21 protein-coding genes are annotated in these 19,373 nt (G+C 74.1%); 6 read left to right on the forward strand and 15 right to left on the reverse strand.

Annotated features, from left to right (window positions below; all coding sequences use genetic code 11):
- The first annotated feature begins 189 nt into the window (after positions 1-189).
- Positions 190-843, forward strand: coding sequence for an ATP-dependent Clp protease proteolytic subunit (locus ACIP67_RS34995; protein WP_401697287.1), 654 nt, complete (start codon positions 190-192; stop codon positions 841-843).
- A 2-nt stretch (positions 844-845) separates the two neighbouring features.
- A complete protein-coding gene (locus ACIP67_RS35000) occupies positions 846-1,448 on the forward strand; it encodes a ClpP family protease (RefSeq protein WP_401697288.1) in 603 nt (200 codons plus the stop codon).
- Positions 1,449-1,469: 21 nt separating this feature from the next.
- Here ACIP67_RS35000 and ACIP67_RS35005 read toward each other — a convergent pair whose 3' ends face one another.
- The gene (locus ACIP67_RS35005; protein WP_401697289.1) at positions 1,470-1,874 is read right to left on the reverse strand and encodes a helix-turn-helix domain-containing protein; all 405 of its coding nucleotides are present in this window, start codon (positions 1,872-1,874) and stop codon (positions 1,470-1,472) included.
- A gap of 386 nt (positions 1,875-2,260) precedes the next feature.
- Between ACIP67_RS35005 and ACIP67_RS35010 the strand changes: the two genes are divergently transcribed.
- Positions 2,261-3,148 (forward strand): RNA polymerase sigma factor SigF, encoded by an 888-nt coding sequence (locus ACIP67_RS35010; RefSeq protein WP_401697430.1) that lies wholly within the window; start codon positions 2,261-2,263, stop codon positions 3,146-3,148.
- Between the two features lie 67 nt (positions 3,149-3,215).
- Here the strand turns inward: ACIP67_RS35010 and ACIP67_RS35015 are convergent, their stop codons facing one another.
- Both ACIP67_RS35015 and ACIP67_RS35020 read right to left on the reverse strand, forming a co-directional pair.
- Positions 3,216-3,671: an ATP-binding protein gene (locus tag ACIP67_RS35015; protein WP_401697291.1), complete on the reverse strand. Its 456-nt coding sequence runs from the start codon at positions 3,669-3,671 to the stop codon at positions 3,216-3,218.
- A gap of 108 nt (positions 3,672-3,779) precedes the next feature.
- Complete coding sequence (locus ACIP67_RS35020) at positions 3,780-5,021, reverse strand: DUF6777 domain-containing protein (protein ID WP_401697292.1); 1,242 nt, start codon at positions 5,019-5,021, stop codon at positions 3,780-3,782.
- 263 nt (positions 5,022-5,284) lie between these two features.
- On the opposite strand from ACIP67_RS35020, the gene ACIP67_RS35025 reads away from it, so the two are divergent.
- Positions 5,285-6,622 carry a streptophobe family protein gene (locus tag ACIP67_RS35025; protein WP_401697293.1) on the forward strand — a complete coding sequence of 446 codons (1,338 nt, stop codon included), beginning with the start codon at positions 5,285-5,287 and terminating at the stop codon, positions 6,620-6,622.
- Positions 6,623-6,670: 48 nt separating this feature from the next.
- Here ACIP67_RS35025 and ACIP67_RS35030 read toward each other — a convergent pair whose 3' ends face one another.
- From ACIP67_RS35030 to mgrA, 5 genes are all read right to left on the reverse strand, one after another.
- Positions 6,671-7,675: a serine/threonine-protein kinase gene (locus ACIP67_RS35030; RefSeq protein WP_401697294.1), complete on the reverse strand. Its 1,005-nt coding sequence runs from the start codon at positions 7,673-7,675 to the stop codon at positions 6,671-6,673.
- Entirely contained in the window at positions 7,675-8,349 is a 675-nt protein-coding gene (locus ACIP67_RS35035) for a hypothetical protein (protein WP_401697296.1), read from the reverse strand. The genes ACIP67_RS35030 and ACIP67_RS35035 overlap by 1 nt, the downstream gene beginning before the upstream one ends.
- A 7-nt stretch (positions 8,350-8,356) precedes the next feature.
- A complete protein-coding gene (locus ACIP67_RS35040) occupies positions 8,357-10,696 on the reverse strand; it encodes an FHA domain-containing protein (protein ID WP_401697297.1) in 2,340 nt (779 codons plus the stop codon).
- A gap of 100 nt (positions 10,697-10,796) precedes the next feature.
- Positions 10,797-11,207 carry a hypothetical protein gene (locus ACIP67_RS35045; RefSeq protein ID WP_401697299.1) on the reverse strand — a complete coding sequence of 137 codons (411 nt, stop codon included), beginning with the start codon at positions 11,205-11,207 and terminating at the stop codon, positions 10,797-10,799.
- Positions 11,208-11,647: 440 nt separating this feature from the next.
- Positions 11,648-12,640 (reverse strand): L-glyceraldehyde 3-phosphate reductase, encoded by a 993-nt coding sequence (gene mgrA, locus ACIP67_RS35050; RefSeq protein WP_401697300.1) that lies wholly within the window; start codon positions 12,638-12,640, stop codon positions 11,648-11,650.
- Between the two features lie 127 nt (positions 12,641-12,767).
- Here mgrA and ACIP67_RS35055 point away from each other — a divergent pair, with 127 nt between their 5' ends.
- Both ACIP67_RS35055 and ACIP67_RS35060 read left to right on the forward strand, forming a co-directional pair.
- Positions 12,768-13,655, forward strand: a complete 888-nt coding sequence (locus tag ACIP67_RS35055; protein ID WP_401697302.1) for a LysR family transcriptional regulator — start codon at positions 12,768-12,770, stop codon at positions 13,653-13,655.
- A 223-nt stretch (positions 13,656-13,878) separates the two neighbouring features.
- Complete coding sequence (locus ACIP67_RS35060) at positions 13,879-14,394, forward strand: DUF664 domain-containing protein (protein WP_401697303.1); 516 nt, start codon at positions 13,879-13,881, stop codon at positions 14,392-14,394.
- Here ACIP67_RS35060 and ACIP67_RS35065 read toward each other — a convergent pair.
- The 7 genes from ACIP67_RS35065 to ACIP67_RS35095 form a co-directional block, all read right to left on the reverse strand.
- Complete coding sequence (locus ACIP67_RS35065; protein ID WP_401697304.1) at positions 14,358-15,446, reverse strand: adenosine deaminase; 1,089 nt, start codon at positions 15,444-15,446, stop codon at positions 14,358-14,360. The genes ACIP67_RS35060 and ACIP67_RS35065 overlap by 37 nt on opposite strands.
- A 91-nt stretch (positions 15,447-15,537) precedes the next feature.
- Complete coding sequence (locus tag ACIP67_RS35070) at positions 15,538-15,933, reverse strand: VOC family protein (protein WP_401697306.1); 396 nt, start codon at positions 15,931-15,933, stop codon at positions 15,538-15,540.
- Positions 15,934-16,086: 153 nt separating this feature from the next.
- A complete protein-coding gene (locus ACIP67_RS35075) occupies positions 16,087-16,992 on the reverse strand; it encodes an aldo/keto reductase (protein ID WP_401697308.1) in 906 nt (301 codons plus the stop codon).
- A 52-nt stretch (positions 16,993-17,044) separates the two neighbouring features.
- Positions 17,045-17,914 carry a hypothetical protein gene (locus tag ACIP67_RS35080; RefSeq protein ID WP_401697310.1) on the reverse strand — a complete coding sequence of 290 codons (870 nt, stop codon included), beginning with the start codon at positions 17,912-17,914 and terminating at the stop codon, positions 17,045-17,047.
- Complete coding sequence (locus tag ACIP67_RS35085) at positions 17,911-18,477, reverse strand: RNA polymerase sigma factor (RefSeq protein WP_401697312.1); 567 nt, start codon at positions 18,475-18,477, stop codon at positions 17,911-17,913. Before ACIP67_RS35085 ends, ACIP67_RS35080 begins: the two co-directional genes overlap by 4 nt.
- Positions 18,474-18,638: a hypothetical protein gene (locus ACIP67_RS35090; protein WP_385074466.1), complete on the reverse strand. Its 165-nt coding sequence runs from the start codon at positions 18,636-18,638 to the stop codon at positions 18,474-18,476. Before ACIP67_RS35090 ends, ACIP67_RS35085 begins: the two co-directional genes overlap by 4 nt.
- Before the next feature lie 233 nt (positions 18,639-18,871).
- Positions 18,872-19,309, reverse strand: a complete 438-nt coding sequence (locus ACIP67_RS35095; protein WP_401697314.1) for a MarR family winged helix-turn-helix transcriptional regulator — start codon at positions 19,307-19,309, stop codon at positions 18,872-18,874.
- Positions 19,310-19,373 lie beyond the last annotated feature (64 nt).

A 19,373-nucleotide genomic window follows, 5' to 3' on the forward strand; every position in this document is an offset into this window, starting at 1 on the left:
CGGTGCGCGCCCCGGAACTCATCGCCCGCCCGGGAACTCATCACCCGCCCGGGAACGCGCCCGCGCGGCGGGCGCTCTGCCCTCGGCGAATCTGCCGAGGGCAGGGAAATCCGCCGTCGGGCCGGTCCCGCCCCGAGGGTGGGGGGAGCGCGGCGACCGGTGCCGCGCCCGTCCCGACGAGGAGCGCCCATGTCCCCACTCGCCTCCGGTCCCGCGCCGGCCCGCTCGCCCCGGGCCGAGGAGGGCGACACCCCTCCCTCCCGCTTCGACGACCAGCTCGCCGCCCACCTGCTCGGCCAGCGCATCGTGCTGCTCGGCACCCAGGTCGACGAGGTGTCCGCGAACCGGGTCTGCGCGCAGTTGCTGATCCTGTCCGCGGAGGACCCGCGCACCGACATCAGCCTGTTCGTCAACAGCCCGGGCGGGTCGGTCCACGCGGGTCTGGCCATCTACGACACGATGCGGCTCGTCCCGAACGACGTCTCCACGCTCGCCGTGGGATTCGCGGCCAGCATGGGCCAGTTCCTGCTCAGCGTCGGCGCGCCCGGCAAGCGGTACGCCCTGCCGAACGCACGGATCATGATGCACCAGCCGTCGGCGGGGATCGGCGGCACCACCGCCGACATCGAGATCCAGGCGGAGAACCTGGAATTCACCAAGCGGACCATCGAGCGCATCACCGCCGAGCACACCGGCCAGAGCCTGGAGACCATCGCCCGGGACGGTGACCGCGACCGCTGGTTCACGGCCGAGGAGGCCCGGGAGTACGGCATGGTGGACCGTGTCGTGGAGTCGCTCGCCGACATCCGCCCGGCCGCCTCGAAGCGTCGGACGGGGCTGTAGACATGGGGACGTACACGATTCCGAACGTCGTCGAGCGGACCCCGCTGGGCGAGCGGTCCTACGACGTGTTCAGCCGGCTGCTGTCGGAGCGGATCATCTTCCTCGGCACCGAGATCGACGACGGGGTCGCCAACGTGGTCATCGCGCAACTCCTCCATCTGGAGTCGTCGGCGCCGGAGCGCGAGATCGCGGTCTACATCAACTCGCCCGGCGGCTCGTTCACCTCGCTGATGGCCATCTACGACACGATGACCTTCGTACAGGCGCCGGTCTCGACGTTCTGCGTCGGGCAGGCCGCCTCGACGGCGGCCGTGCTGCTGGCCGGCGGCGATCCCGGCCGGCGGTTCGTGCTGGAGCACGCGCGCGTGCTGCTCGGGCAGCCGGCCAGCGGGGGCAGCCGGGGCACGGTCTCCGACCTCGCCCTCCAGGCCCGGGAGATGGTGCGCATCCGCGCCCAGGTGGAGGAGGTGCTGGCCCGGCACACCCACCACGACGTCACCACCCTGCGGGCGGACATGGACCGCGACAAGGTGTTCACCGCACCGGAGGCCGTGGCGTACGGCCTGGCCGACGAGGTGCTGAGCCGGCGTCTGCCGCAGATGTGAGACGCCGGCCCGCACGGTGCCTCAGGCGGCCAGGCAGAGCCCGTCGTACGACGAGGAAGCCGGCGTGCGGCGGGTTCCGGCGCGCCGGCCGGTCGCCCGGACGAGTTCGCCCTGGGCGCGCGCCAGCAGGTCACCGAGGGTCAGGCCGAGGGCGTGGGCGGCGGCCGCGAGGACCTCCGAGGAGGCCTCCTTGCGGCCGCGCTCCACCTCGGACAGGTACGGCATGGAGATACGGGCGGTGTCGGCGACGTCCTGCAACGTCCGCTCCTGCGCCCGGCGTTCGCGGCGCAGGACGTCACCGACCAGGTCACGCCAGAGGGGCTCCCTGGGGACGGGCGGACGGTCGGCGGCGTGGGCGGTTCCCGGGCGCCCGGCCGGTGGGCGCAGCGGGATGACGCGGGCTTGGTTCGGCGCTTGGTTGCTCACCCTCACAGCCTAGGAACGGAAGCCGGGACGGGAAGGGGGCGGCGTTCCGCCCTCAGGGGAATGGCCCGCGAGGAGCGGCGCACGCGGCGCGTGCCGTCCCCCGCGAAGTCCGCGTCGCCGCGTGGGCGTCCCCCGGACGGACGAACGTGTCCCGCCGGCCGCGGCGCCCGCCGGGCCACCGAACCGCCCGGCCTTCCCGGCCGCGTCACCACCGTGTGGCCGGCGCTTTCCCGGCCGGCGTCCCGGCCCCGGCGCGACGGATCGGAATACGCTTGGCATGTGTCGGCCGACTCGGGGTATCCGCCCGATGAGCGGACCTGCGGCACCCGGTCCGCTCACGGGCCGGGAACATCAGACGTCGTACCGTGACTGACGTGGGAGAGGGAATGCACACCGCCGTGATCGGGTCGGAGGCTCAGGTCGTCGAGGACACCGCCGGGACCAGCACGGGTGGCACGCCGCTGCCGGGAGTCGAGGACCCGAGCAGCGTGGCCCCCCGCGACGCGCGGGAGCTGTCCCGTCAGTTCTTCCAGCGGCTGACGGAACTGGAGGAGGGCACGCACGAGTACCAGTACGCGCGCAACACCCTCATCGAGATGAACATGTCGCTGGTGCGGTTCGCGGCCGGGCGGTTCCGGGGTCGCGGCGACGACATGGAGGACATCGTCCAGACCGGCATGATCGGCCTGATCAAGGCCATCGACCGGTTCGAGATCTCGCGCGAGGTGGAGTTCACCTCGTTCGCGCTGCCCTACATCGTCGGTGAGATCAAGCGCTTCTTCCGCGACACGACCTGGGCGGTGCACGTGCCGCGCCGGCTCCAGGAACTCCGCGTCGAACTGGCCAAGGCCCGCGACGAGCTCGCCAGCCGGCTGGACCGCGAGCCGACGGTCGCGGAGCTGGCCACGCTGATGAACCTGTCCGAGGGCGAGGTCGTCGAGGCGCAGATCGCCGCCAACGGCTACAACTCCTCCTCGCTCGACGCCGCGCTCACCGGGGACGGCCCGGAGCACGGCGAGGCGGTGCTGGCCGACTTCATCGGCGTGGAGGAGTACGGGCTGCGGCTCGTCGAGGACTTCCACTCGCTCGCGCCGCTGATGGCCGAACTCAGTGAGCGCGACCGGCAGATCCTGCATCTGCGGTTCGTGGAGGAGGCCACCCAGGCGGAGATCGGTGAGCGGCTCGGCTGCTCCCAGATGCACGTCTCCCGCCTGATCAAGCGGATCATCGCGCGGCTGCGCCAGGGAATGCTGGGCGAGCTGGGCTGCGCCTGACCCCCGACGCCGTGGGGCCCCGGCCCCGCGGCTCACCGCCCGCGGCGCGCCGCGGGCGCGGGCCCGGTCACTGCCGTGCGAGCGCGACCACGGCGTGGACGCGCTTGCCGACCGGGATGCGCTCGGCGGTGACCTGGGCGGCGAGGGCGTGCACGATCTCCAGACCGTGCCGGCCGATGCGCTGGGGGTCCTTGGGGAACCGCAGGGGCAGCGCGTCGCTGCTGTCGTAGACGCACACCGTGACCGAGGTCTCGGTGCCCTCCAGTTCCAGGATGTAGGGGCCGTTGCTGTGCCGGTCGGCGTTGGTGACCAGTTCGCTGACGACCAGGAGGACATCCCCCAGGGCCCGTTCGTCGACGGTGGCGCACCACTCCGTCCTCAACTGGTCGACGAAGTGGGCGGCGAAGGCGCGGGCCTCGGCGATCGAACCGGGTTCGCCGGTGTAATGCGCCGCTCGCCGCAGCGGTTCCACGGGTACGTCGAAACCAGTCGGTATCACTGCCCCGTCCAGGTGCTCGGTCATGCTGTTCTCTCTCGGAGGCCGGACTGGCCGGACGCTACTGCACCTGGTCTCGTACCCCGTGCCGGGCGGCGCAGTCCCCCGCTTCGCGCCCCGCGTGCATGGGCTGGCTCACAGAGCGGGTGAGCTTCCGGCGGGCTGCGGGGGCTCCTCGTGACCGGGCTCGCTCGACGGCCCGGGGGGCGGCGCGCTGGGTGACGGCGGAGCGGGCGGCTGCGGTGCGGACGACTCCGGCTCCGGGGAGGCCGGCGGGGGTGAGGCGGGCGACTGCGGCGGCGGGGAGGGGGCGGCCGACGTCGGCGGACACGTCACGGAGCCGGGAGCGTCGGCGGGGGTCGGGGGGCACGGCGTTCCGGTGCCCGACGGGGAGGCCGGCGGGGGGACGCTCCCGGACGGCTCCGGCGGGTTCTCCGGCGCTTCGGCGGGACGGTCCTCGCGCCCGGTGTCGCCCCTCTCGCGCGCGAACCAGCCGTCGCCGCCGCCGTGGAGCACGAAGACGTCGATCACGGCCGACGAGGGGACGACCACGACGACGTTCGACGGCCGGTACGACGGCCAGGAGTCGCCGGTGGGTCTCGGTGCGGTCTTCTGGGCGATCGGCCGGGTGAGCGGGTTGCCACAGGCGCAGCGGACGCGGGGTTCGCCGCGGGCGTCGACGAGGACGGCCGTGCCGGCCTGGAGGACCGCCTGGTAGCCGGTGGCATCGCCGTCGCGGTAGCCGTGGTTGGTGACACGGGTGTCCATGCGCAGCCGTACGGGGGTCAGGGAGCGCAGGTAGGCCGGGACCTGGTCGGGGGCTACGCGTACGACGAAGGCGAACGCCCGGTTCCTCGCGGGCTCGGCCCGCAGCAGGGCGATCTGTTTCTCCACGTCGCAGGCGGCCACGTTGCGGGTGCCGCCGTACAGTCCGGCGGCTCCCCCGTCGACGGCCCGGACGACGTCGGTGGCGCTCTCCTCGGTCGCCGGGGCGGTGGAGGTGGGCGGGGCGGACGTGGCGGTGGCGGTGTTGTCGGTGAAGGGGTAGGGGCCGGTCCCGCCCGCGGCCTGGAGGAAGACCTCCCCCCGGCCCGCGGGGGTGGTGCCGCCGCCGTCGGTGCGGGCCAGCACGACCGCGACGGCCGCCACGGCCACGACCGCGGCGGTGAGCAGGGCGAGGAGCGGCGCGGACCTCCACCACGGTCTGCGGGGCTCGGGCGTGCCGCCCGGGGGCGGTGCGCCGGGCGGCGGGGACGGCGGGCGGGGAGGCCGGGTGGGCGGGCCGGAGGGAGGCAGTGCGTGCGGGCCGGGGGCGCCCGAGAGGGGGCCGGGGGGCGGTCCCGTAGGGCGGCCTGACGGCGGCGGTTCGACGCTCACGGGCACTCCCGAGGTGGTTCTCCGCGGCGTTCCTGTCCTGTGCGCCACTCGTCCCCGACCTCACTATTGTGTGCTCCGCCCGGCCGTCGCCCGCAAGCGCACACGGACGGCCGTCGCCCGCAAGCGCACACGGACGGCCGTCGCCCGCAAGCGCACACGGACGGCCGTCGCCCGCAAGCGCACACGGACGGCCGTCGCCCGCAGGCGCGCGCGGACGGCCCTCCCGGCAGGCGCGCGGGCCGGGCGCTGCTTAGCGTGGCAGGGTGAGCGCACGCATCCCGTCCGACCGGGCAGGCGGCGTCCCGTCCGGCCCGGCGGTCGCCCGGCACGGCTGGCCGCAGGCGGCCGGTACGGTCCTGGCCGGGGTCGTCGCCATGGGTGTGACGGCCGCGCTGGGGTTGTGGGCGGCCGGAGCCGCGGACCTGCCCGACGGCGCGTTCCCGCGGGTGGTGGCGGCGACCGTCGTCACGGCCGTCGGCGGCGCGGTGGAGCTCTCCGGGGACGCCGGGGGGCTGGCCGGCACCCACGCCGGGCTGTCCGTGCTGCCGTTGTCCGTCACGCTGGTCGGGGTGCTCGTGCTGGCGGCCGGGTTCCTGCGGCCGCTGCGGCACCGGGCGGTCGCCGGGGCGGCCGAACTGGCCGGCTGGGCGGGCCGGGTCGCCGTGCTGTGGCTGCTCGCGCTGCTCGGCCTCGCCCTCGGGGCCCGGCAGACGTTCGCGGTCTCCCTGGGCGACGGCACCCTCAGCGACCTCGGGGACCTTTTCGGCGTCAGCCCGACCCTCGGTTTCACCACCGACGTGCCGCGCACGCTCGGCTTCGGGCTGCTGTGGCTGGCCGGCGTGCTGGCGCTGGCGCTGCTGGTCTCGCGCGGGGCTCCGCTGCCGGCCCGGCTGCTGCGCTTCCAGGAGTCGGTGCGGCCGGCCGCGTACGCCATGGTGGTGCTGCTCCTCGCCTGCGTCGCGCTGGGGGTCCTCGTCGCCCTCTGGTCGGCGGTGACGCGCGGCCGGCCGGCCGAGACCCTCGCGGTGGTGCTGCTGGGCCTGCCGAATCTGGCGTGGCTCGCGTTCACCGTCGGCCTGGGAGCCACCTGGGAGGGCCGGGTCGACGGCCCGTTCGGGCTGCCGATGCCGCCGGTGCTGGACGAGGTGCTGCGCGGCTCGGACACCGCCACGCTGAACCTGCGCACCCTCGCGGAGCACGACGGCCGCGTCGGGTGGCTGGTCGCCGTGGACGCGGTGCTGCTGGCGGCGGCGGCCTTCGTCATGGCGGCCCGCTCGCCGGCCGGGACGCCCCTGTGGCGGCACGCGGTGCGCATGGCGGTCGCCCTGGTCCTCACGGTGCTGACGATCTGCCTCGTCGGCCGGGTCTCCGCCCACTACGGCCTGTCCGTGCTGGGCATCACCGACCTGGGCGGTCTCGGGCTGTCGGGGACGCTGTTCCTGCGGCCCGAGACGTGGACGGCGCTGGGCCTGGCGGTGCTGTGGGGGGTGGCCGCCGGGTTCCTGGGCGGTCTGGCGGCGCGGCGGACGGCGGGACACGGCCGGGTGGACACCCCGTCGGCGGGGCGGCGGGGCGGGGTGGTCCGGGGCCCGCCGTACTGAGGCCCCGTACTGAGAGGCCGCCCGGGGCCGCGCCTCGATCGCGGCTTCCTATTCCCGCCCCCCGAACGATCTTCGCTCCCCGAACACCGGCGCCGCCCAGTCCGGCGGTGGTTTCGGCCGTCCCTCCCCCGCCGCCCCGAGGTCCACCCGGGTCCGCGGGTGGCCGGCGCCCGGGCCGCCCGCCGCGGCCGCCCTCAGGTCGGCGACGAAGGCGAGGCAGGTCGGGTGGCGGGCGTCGGGGTTCTTGGCCAGGGCTCGCGCGAAGACCTCGTCGACGCGTGCGGGCAGGTCGGGGCGGGCCCCGGTGAGCGGGGGCGGGTCGTCGTACCGGTGGGCCCACAGCAGGGCCATGTCGTCGTCGCGGCGGAAGGGCGGACGGCCCGCGAGCGTCTCGTGGACGACGCAGGCGAGGCTGTAGACGTCGCAGCGGCCGTCGACGGGGCGGCCGGAGATCTGCTCGGGCGCGACGTAGTCGAGGGTGCCGACGAACTGGCCGACCTGTGTGAAACCGCTCAGGGACAGCGACTTCTTCGTCAGGCCGAAATCGGTGAGGTAGACGTGCTCGGGGTGGTCGCTGTCGGTGCCGCGGTCGACGAGGACGTTGCCGGGCTTGACGTCCCGGTGGACGAGGCCGTGCTCGTGGGCGGCGTCGAGCGCGGAGGCCACCTGGGCGGCGATGCGGAGGGCGGCCGGCAGCGGCAACGGGCCCCGGCTGTCGAGGAGGTGGCGCAGGTCGCGGCCGGCGACGTGGCGCATGGCGATGTACAGGACGCCGTCGGTCTCGCCGGCCTCGAAGACCGGCACGATGTGCGGGTGGTCGATCGCGGCGGCCGCCTTCGACTCCTGGGTGAAGCGTCTGCGGAAGGTGTCGTCGCGGGCCAGTTCCGGGGCGAGCAGTTTGAGGGCGACGGTACGGTCCAGGCGCAGGTCGTGGGCGCGGTAGACGACGGCCATGCCGCCGCGGCCGATCTCCTGCTCGATGCGGTACCCGGCGATCCGCCGCCCGATCAGTTCGCCGGGCGGGCCGGAGAAGAGGCCGGCCTTTCCGGCCATCAGGGGTCACCGTCGGAGGCGATGGTCCGGGTCGGGGCGGGGTCGTCGTCGGCCGGGCCGTCGTGGGCCGGGCCGACGTGGGCCGGGCCGTCGTCGGCCGGGCCGTCATCGGCCGGGCCGTCATCGGCCGGGCCGTCATCGGCCGGGCCGTCATCGGCCGGGCCGTCATCGGCCGGGCCGTCATCGGCCGGGTGGGGCGGATCGTCGGCCGCGTAGGTGCTCAGGCGGGTGCCGTCGCCGTACGCCCACCGCCCCCGGTCGGCGTCGTAGAGCCACATGGACTCGCCGTCGACGACGACCCCGATGCGCAGGCCCTGGGTGCGGCGGCAGAAGGTCTCGCCGTCGAGGGCACCGCCGGCGAGGTCCTCGACGGCGGCCCGGTAGCGCGCGAGGGCCCGTTCGGCACCGCCGAGGAGGGGACGCGGGTCGGTGACGGCCGTGAGGTCCTCGGCGAGCGGCGGGTCCTGGGGGACGGCCACCAGGTACCGGCCGTCCACCCAGGCCGACCAGCCGTTGGCGCACAGCACGCGTCCCCAGTCCCCGCGCCGTTCGACGAGCCGGACGGGCAGCAGCGGGTCGAGGGGCACGGTGGGACGGGTGGGGTCGGGGGCCTCCCAGGAGGGCATGCCCCGCCGGGGGACGACATGCGTGGGCCGGAACCCGGGAATCGTCACGGTGCGCCTACTTCCGCATCACGGCGGGCTCGTGCCGGCGCAGCAGCCGGGCCACGACGTGGCAGAAGACGGCGGAGAGCACCACGAGCATCCCCACGTCCAGCAGCCACACGCCCGCCGTGTGCCGCAGGAGGGGGTCCGCGGTCACCTCGCCGGGCACGGTCCGGGCCAGGTCGAGCGTGCCGGCCATCGCGCCGAACGCCCAGCGGGAGGGCACCAGCCACGCCACCTGCTCCAGGCCGGGCACCCCGTCCAGCGGCAGCAGCGCGCCGCAGAACACCACCTGGACGACGGCGAGCAGCACCAGCAGCGGCATCGTCACCTCCTCCTTGCGCACGAGCGCGGAGATCACCAGGCCCAGCATCATCGCGGTGAAGGCCAGCAGGGCGACCGCCACGGTGATCTCGGCCAGCGGCGGCATCAGCACGCCGTCGCCGCCGGGCGCGCCGAGGTCGACGCCGAGCAGGGCCACCATGGTCAGGACGACGGCCTGCACGACGGTCACCGTGCCGAGGACGACGACCTTCGACGTCAGGTACGCCGATCTGGACAGGCCGACGGCCCGCTCGCGCCGGTAGATCACGCGTTCCTTGACGAGCTCGCGCACGGCGTTGGCGGCTCCGGTGAGGACGGCGCCGACGCACAGGATGAGCAGCGTGTTCATCGCGGTGTCCCGGGTGAGCGCGCCGCCGGCGAGGGCGCGGGCCATCGCCCCCATCACGAACGGCAGGGCGATCATGACGGCCAGGAAGGTGCGGTCGGCGGAGAGGGCTGCGGTGTAGCGGCGGACCAGGGTGCCGAGCTGGGCGCGGCGGCTGCGGGGCCGGGCCGGCGGCGGCAGGACCACCGGGCCGGAGCGGGGCGGTGCGGACTGGGCGCCGGAGTCGGTGACGTACCGCCGGTGGAACGGCGAGTGGGCGTACTCGCCCGCCCAGTCGCGGTCCGGGTGCCGGTCGAAGGCCTCGAAGGCCTCGGGCCACTGCCGGAACCCGAAGAAGGGGAGGGCGTCCTCGGGCGGGCCGTAGTAGGCGACCCTGCCGCCGGGGGCGAGGACGAGGAGCCGGTCGCAGACCTCCAGGCTGAGCACGCTGTGGGTGACGACGACGACCGTGTGGCCGTCGTCGGCGAGGCCGCGGAGCATGTGCATCACCGAGCGGTCCATGCCGGGGTCGAGGCCGGAGGTCGGCTCGTCGAGGAAGAGCAGGGACGGTCTGGTCAGGAGTTCCAGGGCGACGCTGACGCGTTTGCGCTGGCCGCCGGAGAGGCTGTGCACATGCTGCCCGGCCCGCTGTTCCAGGCCCAGCTCGCGCATGACCTCCTCGACCCGCCCGCGGCGCTCGGCGCGGGCGGTGTCCTGCGGGAAGCGCAGTTCGGCGGCGTAGGTGAGGGCGCTGCGCACGGTGAGCTGGGTGTGCAGGATGTCGTCCTGCGGCACGAGGCCGATGCGCTGGCGCAGTTCGGCGTAGTCGCGGTAGAGATCGCGCCCGTCGTAGACGACCGTGCCGTGGTCGGCGGGGCGCTGTCCGGTGAGGGCGCCGAGGAGGGTCGACTTGCCCGCGCCGCTGGGGCCGACGACCGCGAGCAGGCACTTCTCCCCCACCGGGAACGACACGTGGTCCAGGAGGACCGTACGGCCCCGGTCGACGGCGACGGTGAGGTCCTCCACGTCGAGGGAGACCTCGCCGGTGTCGACGTACTCCTGGAGGGTTTCGCCGACCAGGCGGAACGCCGAGTGGCCGATGCCGACGACGTCGCCCGGTCCGATCGGGGCGGTGGTGACGGGCCTGCCGTTGAGATAGGTGCCGTTGTGGCTGCCGAGGTCGGCGATCTCGTAGCCGCCGTCGGGCAGGTGGTGCAGTTCGGCGTGGCGGCGGGAGACGACCAGGTCGTCGAGGACCAGGTCGTTGTCGGCGGCGCGGCCGACGTGGACCGTGCGGGGAGGCAGCGGGCGGACGCTCGTGGGCTGCCGGAACGTCCCCGTCACGAGGGGGCCGGACACCACGGACGGGCGCTGCGGCGACGGCGGCGGACGGCCGCTCAGAACGGCGTACGGGCCGTCGTCCGGGCTGCCGAAGCGGATCAGGCTGCCGGGGCCGACGGCGTGCGCGTGGACGCGGCGGCCGTCGGCGAAGGTGCCGTTGGTGCTGTGGGCGTCGTAGAGGGTCCAGTGGTCGCCGTCGGGTCGCAGGACCGCGTGGTGCCAGGAGACACGGGCGTCGTCGAGGACGATGTCGCTGAGGGGGTCCCGGCCGATGTGGTAGGCCCGGGTCGGGGTCATCACCGTGGAGCCCGTCTCGGTCTCCAGTCCGAGTTCGGGCGCCATCGGGGCGGCCGACCGCTCCACCATGCCGGAATTCTATCGATTCGCCCTCTTCCGCGCCGCGCCGGGGGAGCACCGGTGCTCTCCCGGCACGTGTCGGCCGACGTCACGTGCCGGCCGACACGTGTCAGCCGACGGGAAGGACGAGCGCCGGGACGACGCGTTGCATCCGCAGGGCGTCGACGGACTCGGCGAGCAGTTCGTACTCGGTGGTGTCGTCACTGGCGGCGATCCGCACCAGCCGTCCGCCGGCCAGCTCGTCGGCGACCCGTTCCTGCTGCTCCACGTCGGCGCACCAGGCCCGCAGCAGGACGGGCACGTCCGGCACGGTGTCGGCGACCGGTACGAGGGCGCCGGTCGGGAAGGGCGTTCCGTCGGGCCGCGGGTCGAGCCGCTCGGCGATCCAGGAGGCCCGGTCCCGCAGCCACCACAGGGCGAGGGCCAGCGTCGGCGCACGGTAGGTGCCCAGCGGTACGCCGATGCGGCGGCCGTCGCAGACACCGTACGCGGTGACGTGGCACAGGAATTCGTCGTGCACGTTCTTCTCCCCCGGTCGCTCTCCTGCCGGTGCGGCCTCGCTTTCCGTGCGGCTCGAGTGGGATGAACTGCCCATGACATCCGAGTATGTTGACTACTGAAACACTGTCACCATGGATTTCCGGCCACTCTCCTGGCATGTTCAGCGCCGTTCATGGCCGAATCCCGGCGGGGATCCCCGGATGTCACGACACCGTCCGCCGCCGGCTCCGGGGAGCCGACGGCGGACGCACACCGGCCCGGCGCGCGTGACGCTGTCCGCCACGCACGCCGGGCCGTCGGAAGCCGGGAGCCGGAGGCCGGGAGCCGGGAGGGCGGCTCCGCGACCGTCCGCCTCACGGCGACGGCTCAGCCGTCGATCACCGCGCCGGTCCGGGGCTCAGCCGTCGATCACCGCGCCGGCGCAAGGCGCAATCGTCGATCACCGCGCCCATCCGGGGCTCAGCCGTTGATCACCGCGTCGATCCGCTTCAGTTCGTCCGCGTCGAAGTCGAGGTTGTCCAGCGCGCCGACGCTGTCCTCGATCTGCCGGGCACTGCTCGCGCCGACCAGGGCGGAGGTGACCCGGCCGCCGCGCAGCACCCAGGCCAGGGCCAGCTGGGCCAGCGACTGGCCCCGGGACCTGGCGATGTCGTCGAGGGCGCGCAGCCTGCCCACCAGTTCCTCGGTGACCGCCTCGGAGTTCAGGAAGGGGCTGTCGCTCGCCGCGCGCGAGTCCTCCGGGATGCCGTCGAGGTAGCGGGCGGTGAGCAGGCCCTGCTCCAGCGGGGAGAACACGATGGAGCCGACCTCGAGCTCGTCCAGGGCGTCGAGCAGGCCCTCGCTCTCCGGGCGGCGGTCGAGCATCGAGTAGCGCGGCTGGTGGATGAGGAGCGGGGTGCCGAGCTCGCCGAGGATGCGGGCCGCTTCCCGGGTCTGCTCCGCCGAGTAGTTGGAGACGCCGACGTACAGCGCCTTGCCCTGCTGGACCGCGGAGTGCAGGGCGCCCATCGTCTCCTCCAGGGGAGTCTCCGGGTCGGGGCGGTGCGAGTAGAAGATGTCGACGTAGTCCAGTCCCATCCGCTGCAGGCTCTGGTCCAGCGAGGACAGCACGTACTTACGGGAGCCCCACTCGCCGTACGGGCCCGGCCACATCAGGTAGCCCGCCTTGGTGGAGATGACCAGCTCGTCGCGGTACGCCGCGAAGTCGGTCCGCAGGAACCCGCCCAGCGCGGACTCGGCGGCGCCGGGCGGCGGGCCGTAGTTGTTGGCGAGGTCGAAGTGGGTGATGCCGAGGTCGAAGGCGCGGCGCAGGATGGCGCGCTGGACCTCGGCCGGGCGGTCCGGGCCGAAGTTGTGCCACAGTCCGAGCGAGAGCGCGGGGAGCTTGAGGCCGCTGCGTCCGGTGCGCCGGTAGGGCATGTCCGCGTAGCGGTCGGGGTGTGCGGTGTACAACGCGACTCCATGAGGGGGTTGGCTCGGCGGATCGGTTTCACGGGAACCGCCGCCCACTCTGGCCCTACCTGCGGGTAGTGGTCCAACAGAAGAATCCGATGGGATTCAGCGGCTACGCTTCTCAATCATGGAACTGCGCCATCTCCAGCACTTCGTCGCGGTCGCCGAGGACCAGCATTTCACCCGGGCCGCCGAACGCCTGATGGTCTCCCAGTCGGGCCTGTCGGCGTCCATCCGGACCCTGGAGCGGGAGCTGCGGGCACCGCTGTTCGTGCGTACGACCCGCCGGGTGACGCTCACCGAGGCCGGGCGCGCGCTGCTGGCGGAGGCGGAGCGCATCCTGGCCCAGGTGCGGGCGGCGCACGAGGCGGTGGCCGCCGTGCAGGGCGTGGTGCGCGGGACGCTCTCGGTCGGCACCGAGCAGTGCATCGCGGGCGTGCACGTGGCGGGGCTGCTGGCCGCGTTCCGGCGGCGGCACCCGGACGTGGAGATCCGGCTGCGGCAGACCGGTTCGGGCGCGCTCGCCGACGAGGTCGCGGCCGGCCGCCTCGACCTGGCCTTCGCCTACCGCACCCGCGGGGACGGCGACCAGCCGCGCTCGGTGCCCCTGGCCGGCGAGCCGATGTACGTGCTGTGCCACCCCGACCACCGCTTGGCCGGAGCGGCGGCCGCGCTCACCCCCGCCGACGTCGCCGACGAGGTTTTCGTCGACTTTCACCCGGACTGGGGCCCGCGCCGCGCCACCGACGCCGCCTTCGCCGCCGCGGGCGCCCACCGCACGGTCGCCCTGGAGGTCAACGACGTGCACAGCCTGCTGGACCTGGTGGACGAGAACCTCGGCATCGCCGTCGTACCGCGCCACTTCCGGCACAAGCGGCAGGCGCTCACCGCGCTGCCCCTGAAGGGGGTCGGCGAGGTGGTCTACGAGACGGTCGCCTTGCTGCCGCCGCCGCAGGCGACCAGCCCGGCGGCCCGGGCGCTGATGGCGCTGCTGGAGGCGGGGGACGCCTCATAGGGGTCCGACGGTCCGACGGTCCGACGGTCCGACGGTCCGACGGGCAAGGGTCCGGGCCACGGCGGGCAGGGGGCAGGCGGTCTCGGTCGCCGAGGGCCGGTCGAGCGGCCTACGGACGGCCGACGGACGGCCCACGGACGGCCCACGGACGGCCGACGGGGGCGGGTGGCCGGTGTCGGCCGGTGAAGCGGCACGCGGGCGCGGGGTGCGCCATGGTGGACGTATGCATGCCAAGGACATCCTCATCGACGGGTACGACCGCATCCGGGAAGAAGTCCACGCCGCCGTCGAGGGCATGGACCCCGACGACCTCAACGCCCGGCCCACCGCCGAGACCAACTCGGTCGCCTGGCTGGTCTGGCACCTCACCCGCGTCCAGGACGACCACGTGGCGGACGCCTTCGGGCTCGACCAGGTGTGGCTGTCGCAGGACTGGGAGAAACGCTTCGGGCTGGACCTGCCACGCCGTGACACCGGGTACGGGCACAGCGCGGCGAAGGTCGCCGAGGTGCGGGTCGACTCCGCCGGCCTGCTGACCGGCTACCACGACGCCGTCCACGCGCGGACGCTCCAGGCGCTGCGCGGGCTGAGGGCGGCGGATCTGGAGCGCGTCGTGGACGAACGGTGGGATCCGCCGGTCACGCTGGGCGTCCGGCTGGTCAGCGTCCTGTCCGACGACCTCCAGCACGTGGGGCAGGCCGCCTATGTGCGCGGGCTGCTGGCGAGCTCGGGCGCGTAACCCGGCAGTACGACGTCCTCGATGAGCGCCCGGCGTTCGTCGAACGGGATGAACGCGCTCTTCAGGGCGTTCACGGTGACGGTGCGCAGGTCCTCGACCGTCCAGCCCGCCTCCGCCACCAGCAGGGACATCTCGCGGGTCATCGTCGTGCCGGAGACCAGCCGGTTGTCGGTGTTGAGGGTGACCCGGAAGCCGAGGTCCTTCAGCGCGGTGATCGGGTGCGCGGCGATGGAGGCGGCGGCGCCGGTCTGGAGGTTGGAGGTCGGGCACATCTCCAGGGCGACACGGCGGTCGCGCACCCATCCGGCCAGCCGGCCGAGCTTGCCGTCGACGATGTCGTCGGTGATCCGCACACCGTGCCCGATGCGCTGGGCGCCGCACACCTGGAGGGCCTGGTGGATGCTGGGCAGCCCGTGGGCCTCGCCGGCGTGGATGGTGAACGGAACGTTCTCGCGGCGCAGGTGCTCGAAGGCGTCCAGGTGGTCGGCGGGCGGGAAGCCGTCCTCGGCGCCGGCGATGTCGAAGCCGACGACGCCCGCGTCGCGGAAGGCGACCGCCAGATCGGCGGTGGCCCGGGTGCGGTCGAACATGCGCATGCCGCAGAGCAGGGTGCCGACCCGGACCGGGGTGCCGGCCGCGGCCGCCTTCGCCATGCCGGCCGCGAGCCCCTCCTGGACGGTCTCGACGACCTCCGGCAGGCTCAGCCCGCCCTTCAGCATCAGCTCGGGGGCGTAGCGCACCTCGCCGTAGACCACGCCGTCGGCGGCCAGGTCGAGCACGTACTCCTCGGCGGCGCGCAGCAGGCCCTCGCGGGTCTGGAGGACGGCGAGGGTGTGCTCGAAGGTGGCTATGTAGCGGACCAGGTCGCCGGAGCCGGCGGCCTCGACGTACCAGGCGGCCAGCTCTTCGGGGTCCTTGGTGGGCAGGGCGTGGCCGGCGTCATCCGCGAGCTCGACGACGGTGGCGGGGCGCAGGCCGCCGTCGAGATGGTCGTGCAGGACGGCCTTGGGGAGCCGGCGGAGGGTGTCGGTGTCGATGCGGGGGGCGGTCATGGACGGTCTTTCCCGGCTTTCTTTCTCTGGAGGTCTGTGGAGGTCCAGGGGGTCTGTGGAGGGCTGTGGAGGGCTGTGGAGTCCGGAGGTCTCAGTGCCGGGCCGGCTGGAGCAGGTCCCAGCGGTTGCCGTACAGGTCCTGGAAGACGGCGACGGAGCCGTAGGGCTCGTGGCGGGGCTCCTCCAGGAAGGTCACACCGGCGGCCAGCATCCGGGCGTGGTCGTGGGCGAAGTCGTCGGTGTGCAGGAAGAAGCCGACGCGGCCGCCGGTCTGGTCGCCCACCCGGGCACGCTGGGCGTCGTGCGCGGCGCGGGCCAGGAGCAGTCCGGTGCCGTCCTGGCCGGCCCCCGGGCGCACGACGACCCAGCGCGAGCCGCCGGGGCGGGGCTCGTCCTCGGCGAGGCGGAAGCCGAGGGCCTCGGTGTAGAAGCGGATCGCCTCGTCGTAGTCGTCGACGACGAGGGTGACCAGGTCGATGCGGGGCATGGGCGCCTTTCAGGAAGCCGGCGAGGGGCCGGGTGACCGGGCTCGGCGGGGGCGGTCAGGGGTGACGGCGGGAGAGGTTATACGTAAAACGTGTGGAACGCCAACGCGGACCGGGCGTGGGTCGGCCGAGCGCCGGTGCGCGCGCCGTCCGCCTCAGACGGCGTACGGCGGAACGCCGTCCAGCCTCGCCAGTTGGTCGTCGTCGAGCCGCAGCGCCCCCGCGGCCACGTTCTCGGCGAGGTGATCGGGGTCGCCGATGCCGGGTATGGCCAGGACGTGCGGGCCCCGGGCCAGGCTCCAGGCGAGTCTGACCTGGGCGGGGCTCGCGTCGTGGGCGCGGGCGACCGCCAGGAGGGCGTCGGCGTGGGCGGTCGTCGCGCCCTGGGGACCCGCCTCGCCGGCGACGGCGTAGAACGGCACGAAGGCGATGTCCAGTTCGCCGCAGAGCCGCAGGACCTCCTCGGTCGCGGGCGGCCGCTCGCCCAGGCCGTAGCGGTTCTGGACACTCACCACGGGGGCGACGGCCCGCGCCTCGGCCAGGTGGCGGGGCTCGACGCCGGAGAGGCCGAGATGGCGGACGAGGCCGGCCTCGCGCAGTTCGGCGAGGGCGCCGAAGTGCTCGGTGATCGACTCCTGGCCCATGCGGCGCAGGTATACGAGGTCGAGGTGGTCCCGGCCGAGTTGGCGCAGGTTCTCCTCGACGTGGCCACGCAGGTCCTCGGGACGGGCCGGGGTGCCCCACTCCCCCGCGGGGTCACGGAAGGGGCCGACCTTCGTGGCGATGAGCAGGTCGTCGGGGTACGGCGACAGCGCGCTGTTGATGAGCTCGTTGGCGGAGCGCAGGGAGGAGAAGTAGAAGGCGGCCGTGTCGATGTGGTTGACGCCGAGGCCGGCCGCCTTGCGCAGGACGGCGATCGAGCGTGCGCGGTCGCTCGGCGTGCCGAGGTGGAAGGCGGCGCTGCCCGTCAGCCGCATCGCGCCGAAGCCGACGCGGTGGACGGACAGGTCGCCGATCGTCCAGGTGCCCGCGGCGTCCGCGGTGATCTTCGCGGTGGTCATCCGTGGAGTGTTCCACGTACCGCGGACGCCGGCGCGGGCAGGCCGCGGTCCCTCAACAGGCCACGGTCTCCTCGCACTTGCGCAGCGCCTCCTGCACGTCGCGGCTCCAGTGCCGGGCCGTGCGGGGGGTGGCCGACGACACCGTGTGCACGGCCGGCTCCCGGCGTGAGGGCAGGGAGCCGGACCGGGCCCGCCGGCGTTCCCCGGCGGACGGTGTGCCACGGGCGACGACCTCCTCCACGATGTCGGCCAGATCGCCGTCCGGCAGCGGGAGTTCGAGGTCGTCGTCGACGAAGCCGACCACCGCCGGCACGTACTCCACCAGCGCCCGCAGCGCCTTGGGCAGCCCCCTGCGGCCGCGTCGCAGCCCGCGCAGCACGTGCAACGCCGTGGCGATCTCCAGCTCGGTGGCCTCCCTGCTCAGCGTGGCGGGAGTGATCTCGGTGTGGCTCAGCCACCAGTCGGCCTCCTCGTCCTCCCCCGTCGAGCGGTGGTGGAGGTAGAGGCAGTACGAGGAGACGGTGTCGGAGGCGCCGGCGCCGTACTGCCACCAGAAGCGGGCGCTGTCCTCGCAGCCGGCCAGGTAGAGGATGCCGCCGAGGATCCGCGCGCCCGAGGGCTCCGGCAGCGCGCTGCCGAGGAAGTTGCCGAGGTCGTGCAGGGCGCCGGTGCGGGTCAGCAGCGCCTCGCACAGCGCCCGCAGGTCCCGGGCCGCGGGGTGGACCCCCGGGGCGCGGCGGGCGGTCGCGGTGTGCCGGGGGCAGGCTCGGGCTGCGGTGGGCTCGTCGCCGGCGCGGGCCGCGACCCGGGCGGCGACACGGGCCTCGGCGGCCTCGATGTCCGAGCGGCTGTAGGGGGCCGTGGGCACGAGGCGTGCCCTGGCCAGCAGGGTGTCCATGTCGCTCGCGGTGTCGAAGGTCATGAGTGCTCCGCCTCCTCCTCGGCGCACGATGCGTAGATCTCCCGCAGACGGCGTTTGGCGTAGCGCTCGGTGGAGCGCACCCCGGCTTCGGTGATGCCCAGGTGGAACGCCACGTCGGCGGTGCTGTAGCCCTCGCAGTAGCGCAGCCGGATGACGTCCCGCTGGCGCTCGGGGAGGCCGGAGATCGCGCGGAACAGCCGAAGGTTCTGTTCGATGACCTCGAAGGCGTCCTCGGCGCACTGGAGGGTGACGGTCTCGAAGACCGCGGTGTCCATGAGGGTGGCACGCCGCCCGCGGGCGCGGGCGTGGTCGATGACGCGGTTCTTCATCACGCGCCAGGCGTAGGCGGCGGGGTTCTCGGCGCGCAGTATCTGCGGCCACTCCTGGGCGAGTTGGACGAACGCCTCGTCCACGGCCTCCTCGGCGTCCGCACGGCTGCGCAGACAGCGCTCGGCCTCACGGACGTAGCGGGGGCGGTGCATCTGGTGGAAGGCGGCGAAGTCCAGGGGCAGTTTCTCCGGTGCCCGTGGCCTTCCGGCCGGCCGCAGCTCCTCCTGGGTCACCGATCGCCTCCCGGGAGCCGGTGGTCCATCTCCCGGACGCCCACCCGCACGAGCGCGGCGGCGACCCGGCGCGCGAGGGCGACGGCAGCGGGCCCGAAGACCCGCAGGGCGAGCAGGGACAGCGCCATGTCCCGGACGAGCTGATCGAACTGGTCGTTCACGGACCCTTCGGTCCTCTCCGCTGGCGGTGCGGGGCTCACGAGCCCCGGAAGGCGACGGTTACACCTTCTGCCCCCACGGCGTCCGGGCGGACGTGTTTCGTGCATGCCAGATTCGAAAGTCCTATGGAATTGGCCGTTTCGGACTACGGAGCGCACCGTTCCGGACTAACGGCCGTGCCGTTGCGACCAACTTGGGGCTATTTCCGCCCATAGGTGTCCGCTTGCCTCGCGTCTCAGACGCGGGACGCGTCGTCCAGCGTCTCCGCGAGGCGGCCCAGCAGGGCGCGCAGCAGCTCCTCGTCCTCGTCGCCGCGGGCCGGCCAGGCCGCGTGCACCGCGCGGTCGACGCGCCGCCAGTACTCCTGGCCGCGCGGGGTGAGGTGGGCGAGGATGCGGCGCCGGTCCAGGGGGTCGACGCGGCGGTGGACGAGGTTCTGGTCCACGAGGTGGTCGACCAGCTCGGTCAGGGTGGGCGCCGGCAGGAAGGCGGCCTCGGCGAGCGCCGTCATGTGGTGGCCGGTGCCGTCGGAGAGCCGGGCGAGCACCCGCCAGGCGTCCAGCGAGCAGCCCTCCTCGTCCAGGGCGGCCCGCAGCCGGCGCGCGGCCAGTCGCTCGGCCCGGGTGAGCAGCTGCATCAGGTCGTGCGGGCCGCGCGGCGACGAGGTGGGCATCCCGGAAATCGCTCCCAGGTCACGAGGTGCGTACATCGTGGGAGACGAGCTGGAGTTCACCCGG

This window comes from Streptomyces sp. NPDC088812, from assembly GCF_044750285.1.
Lineage (GTDB): Bacteria > Actinomycetota > Actinomycetes > Streptomycetales > Streptomycetaceae > Streptomyces.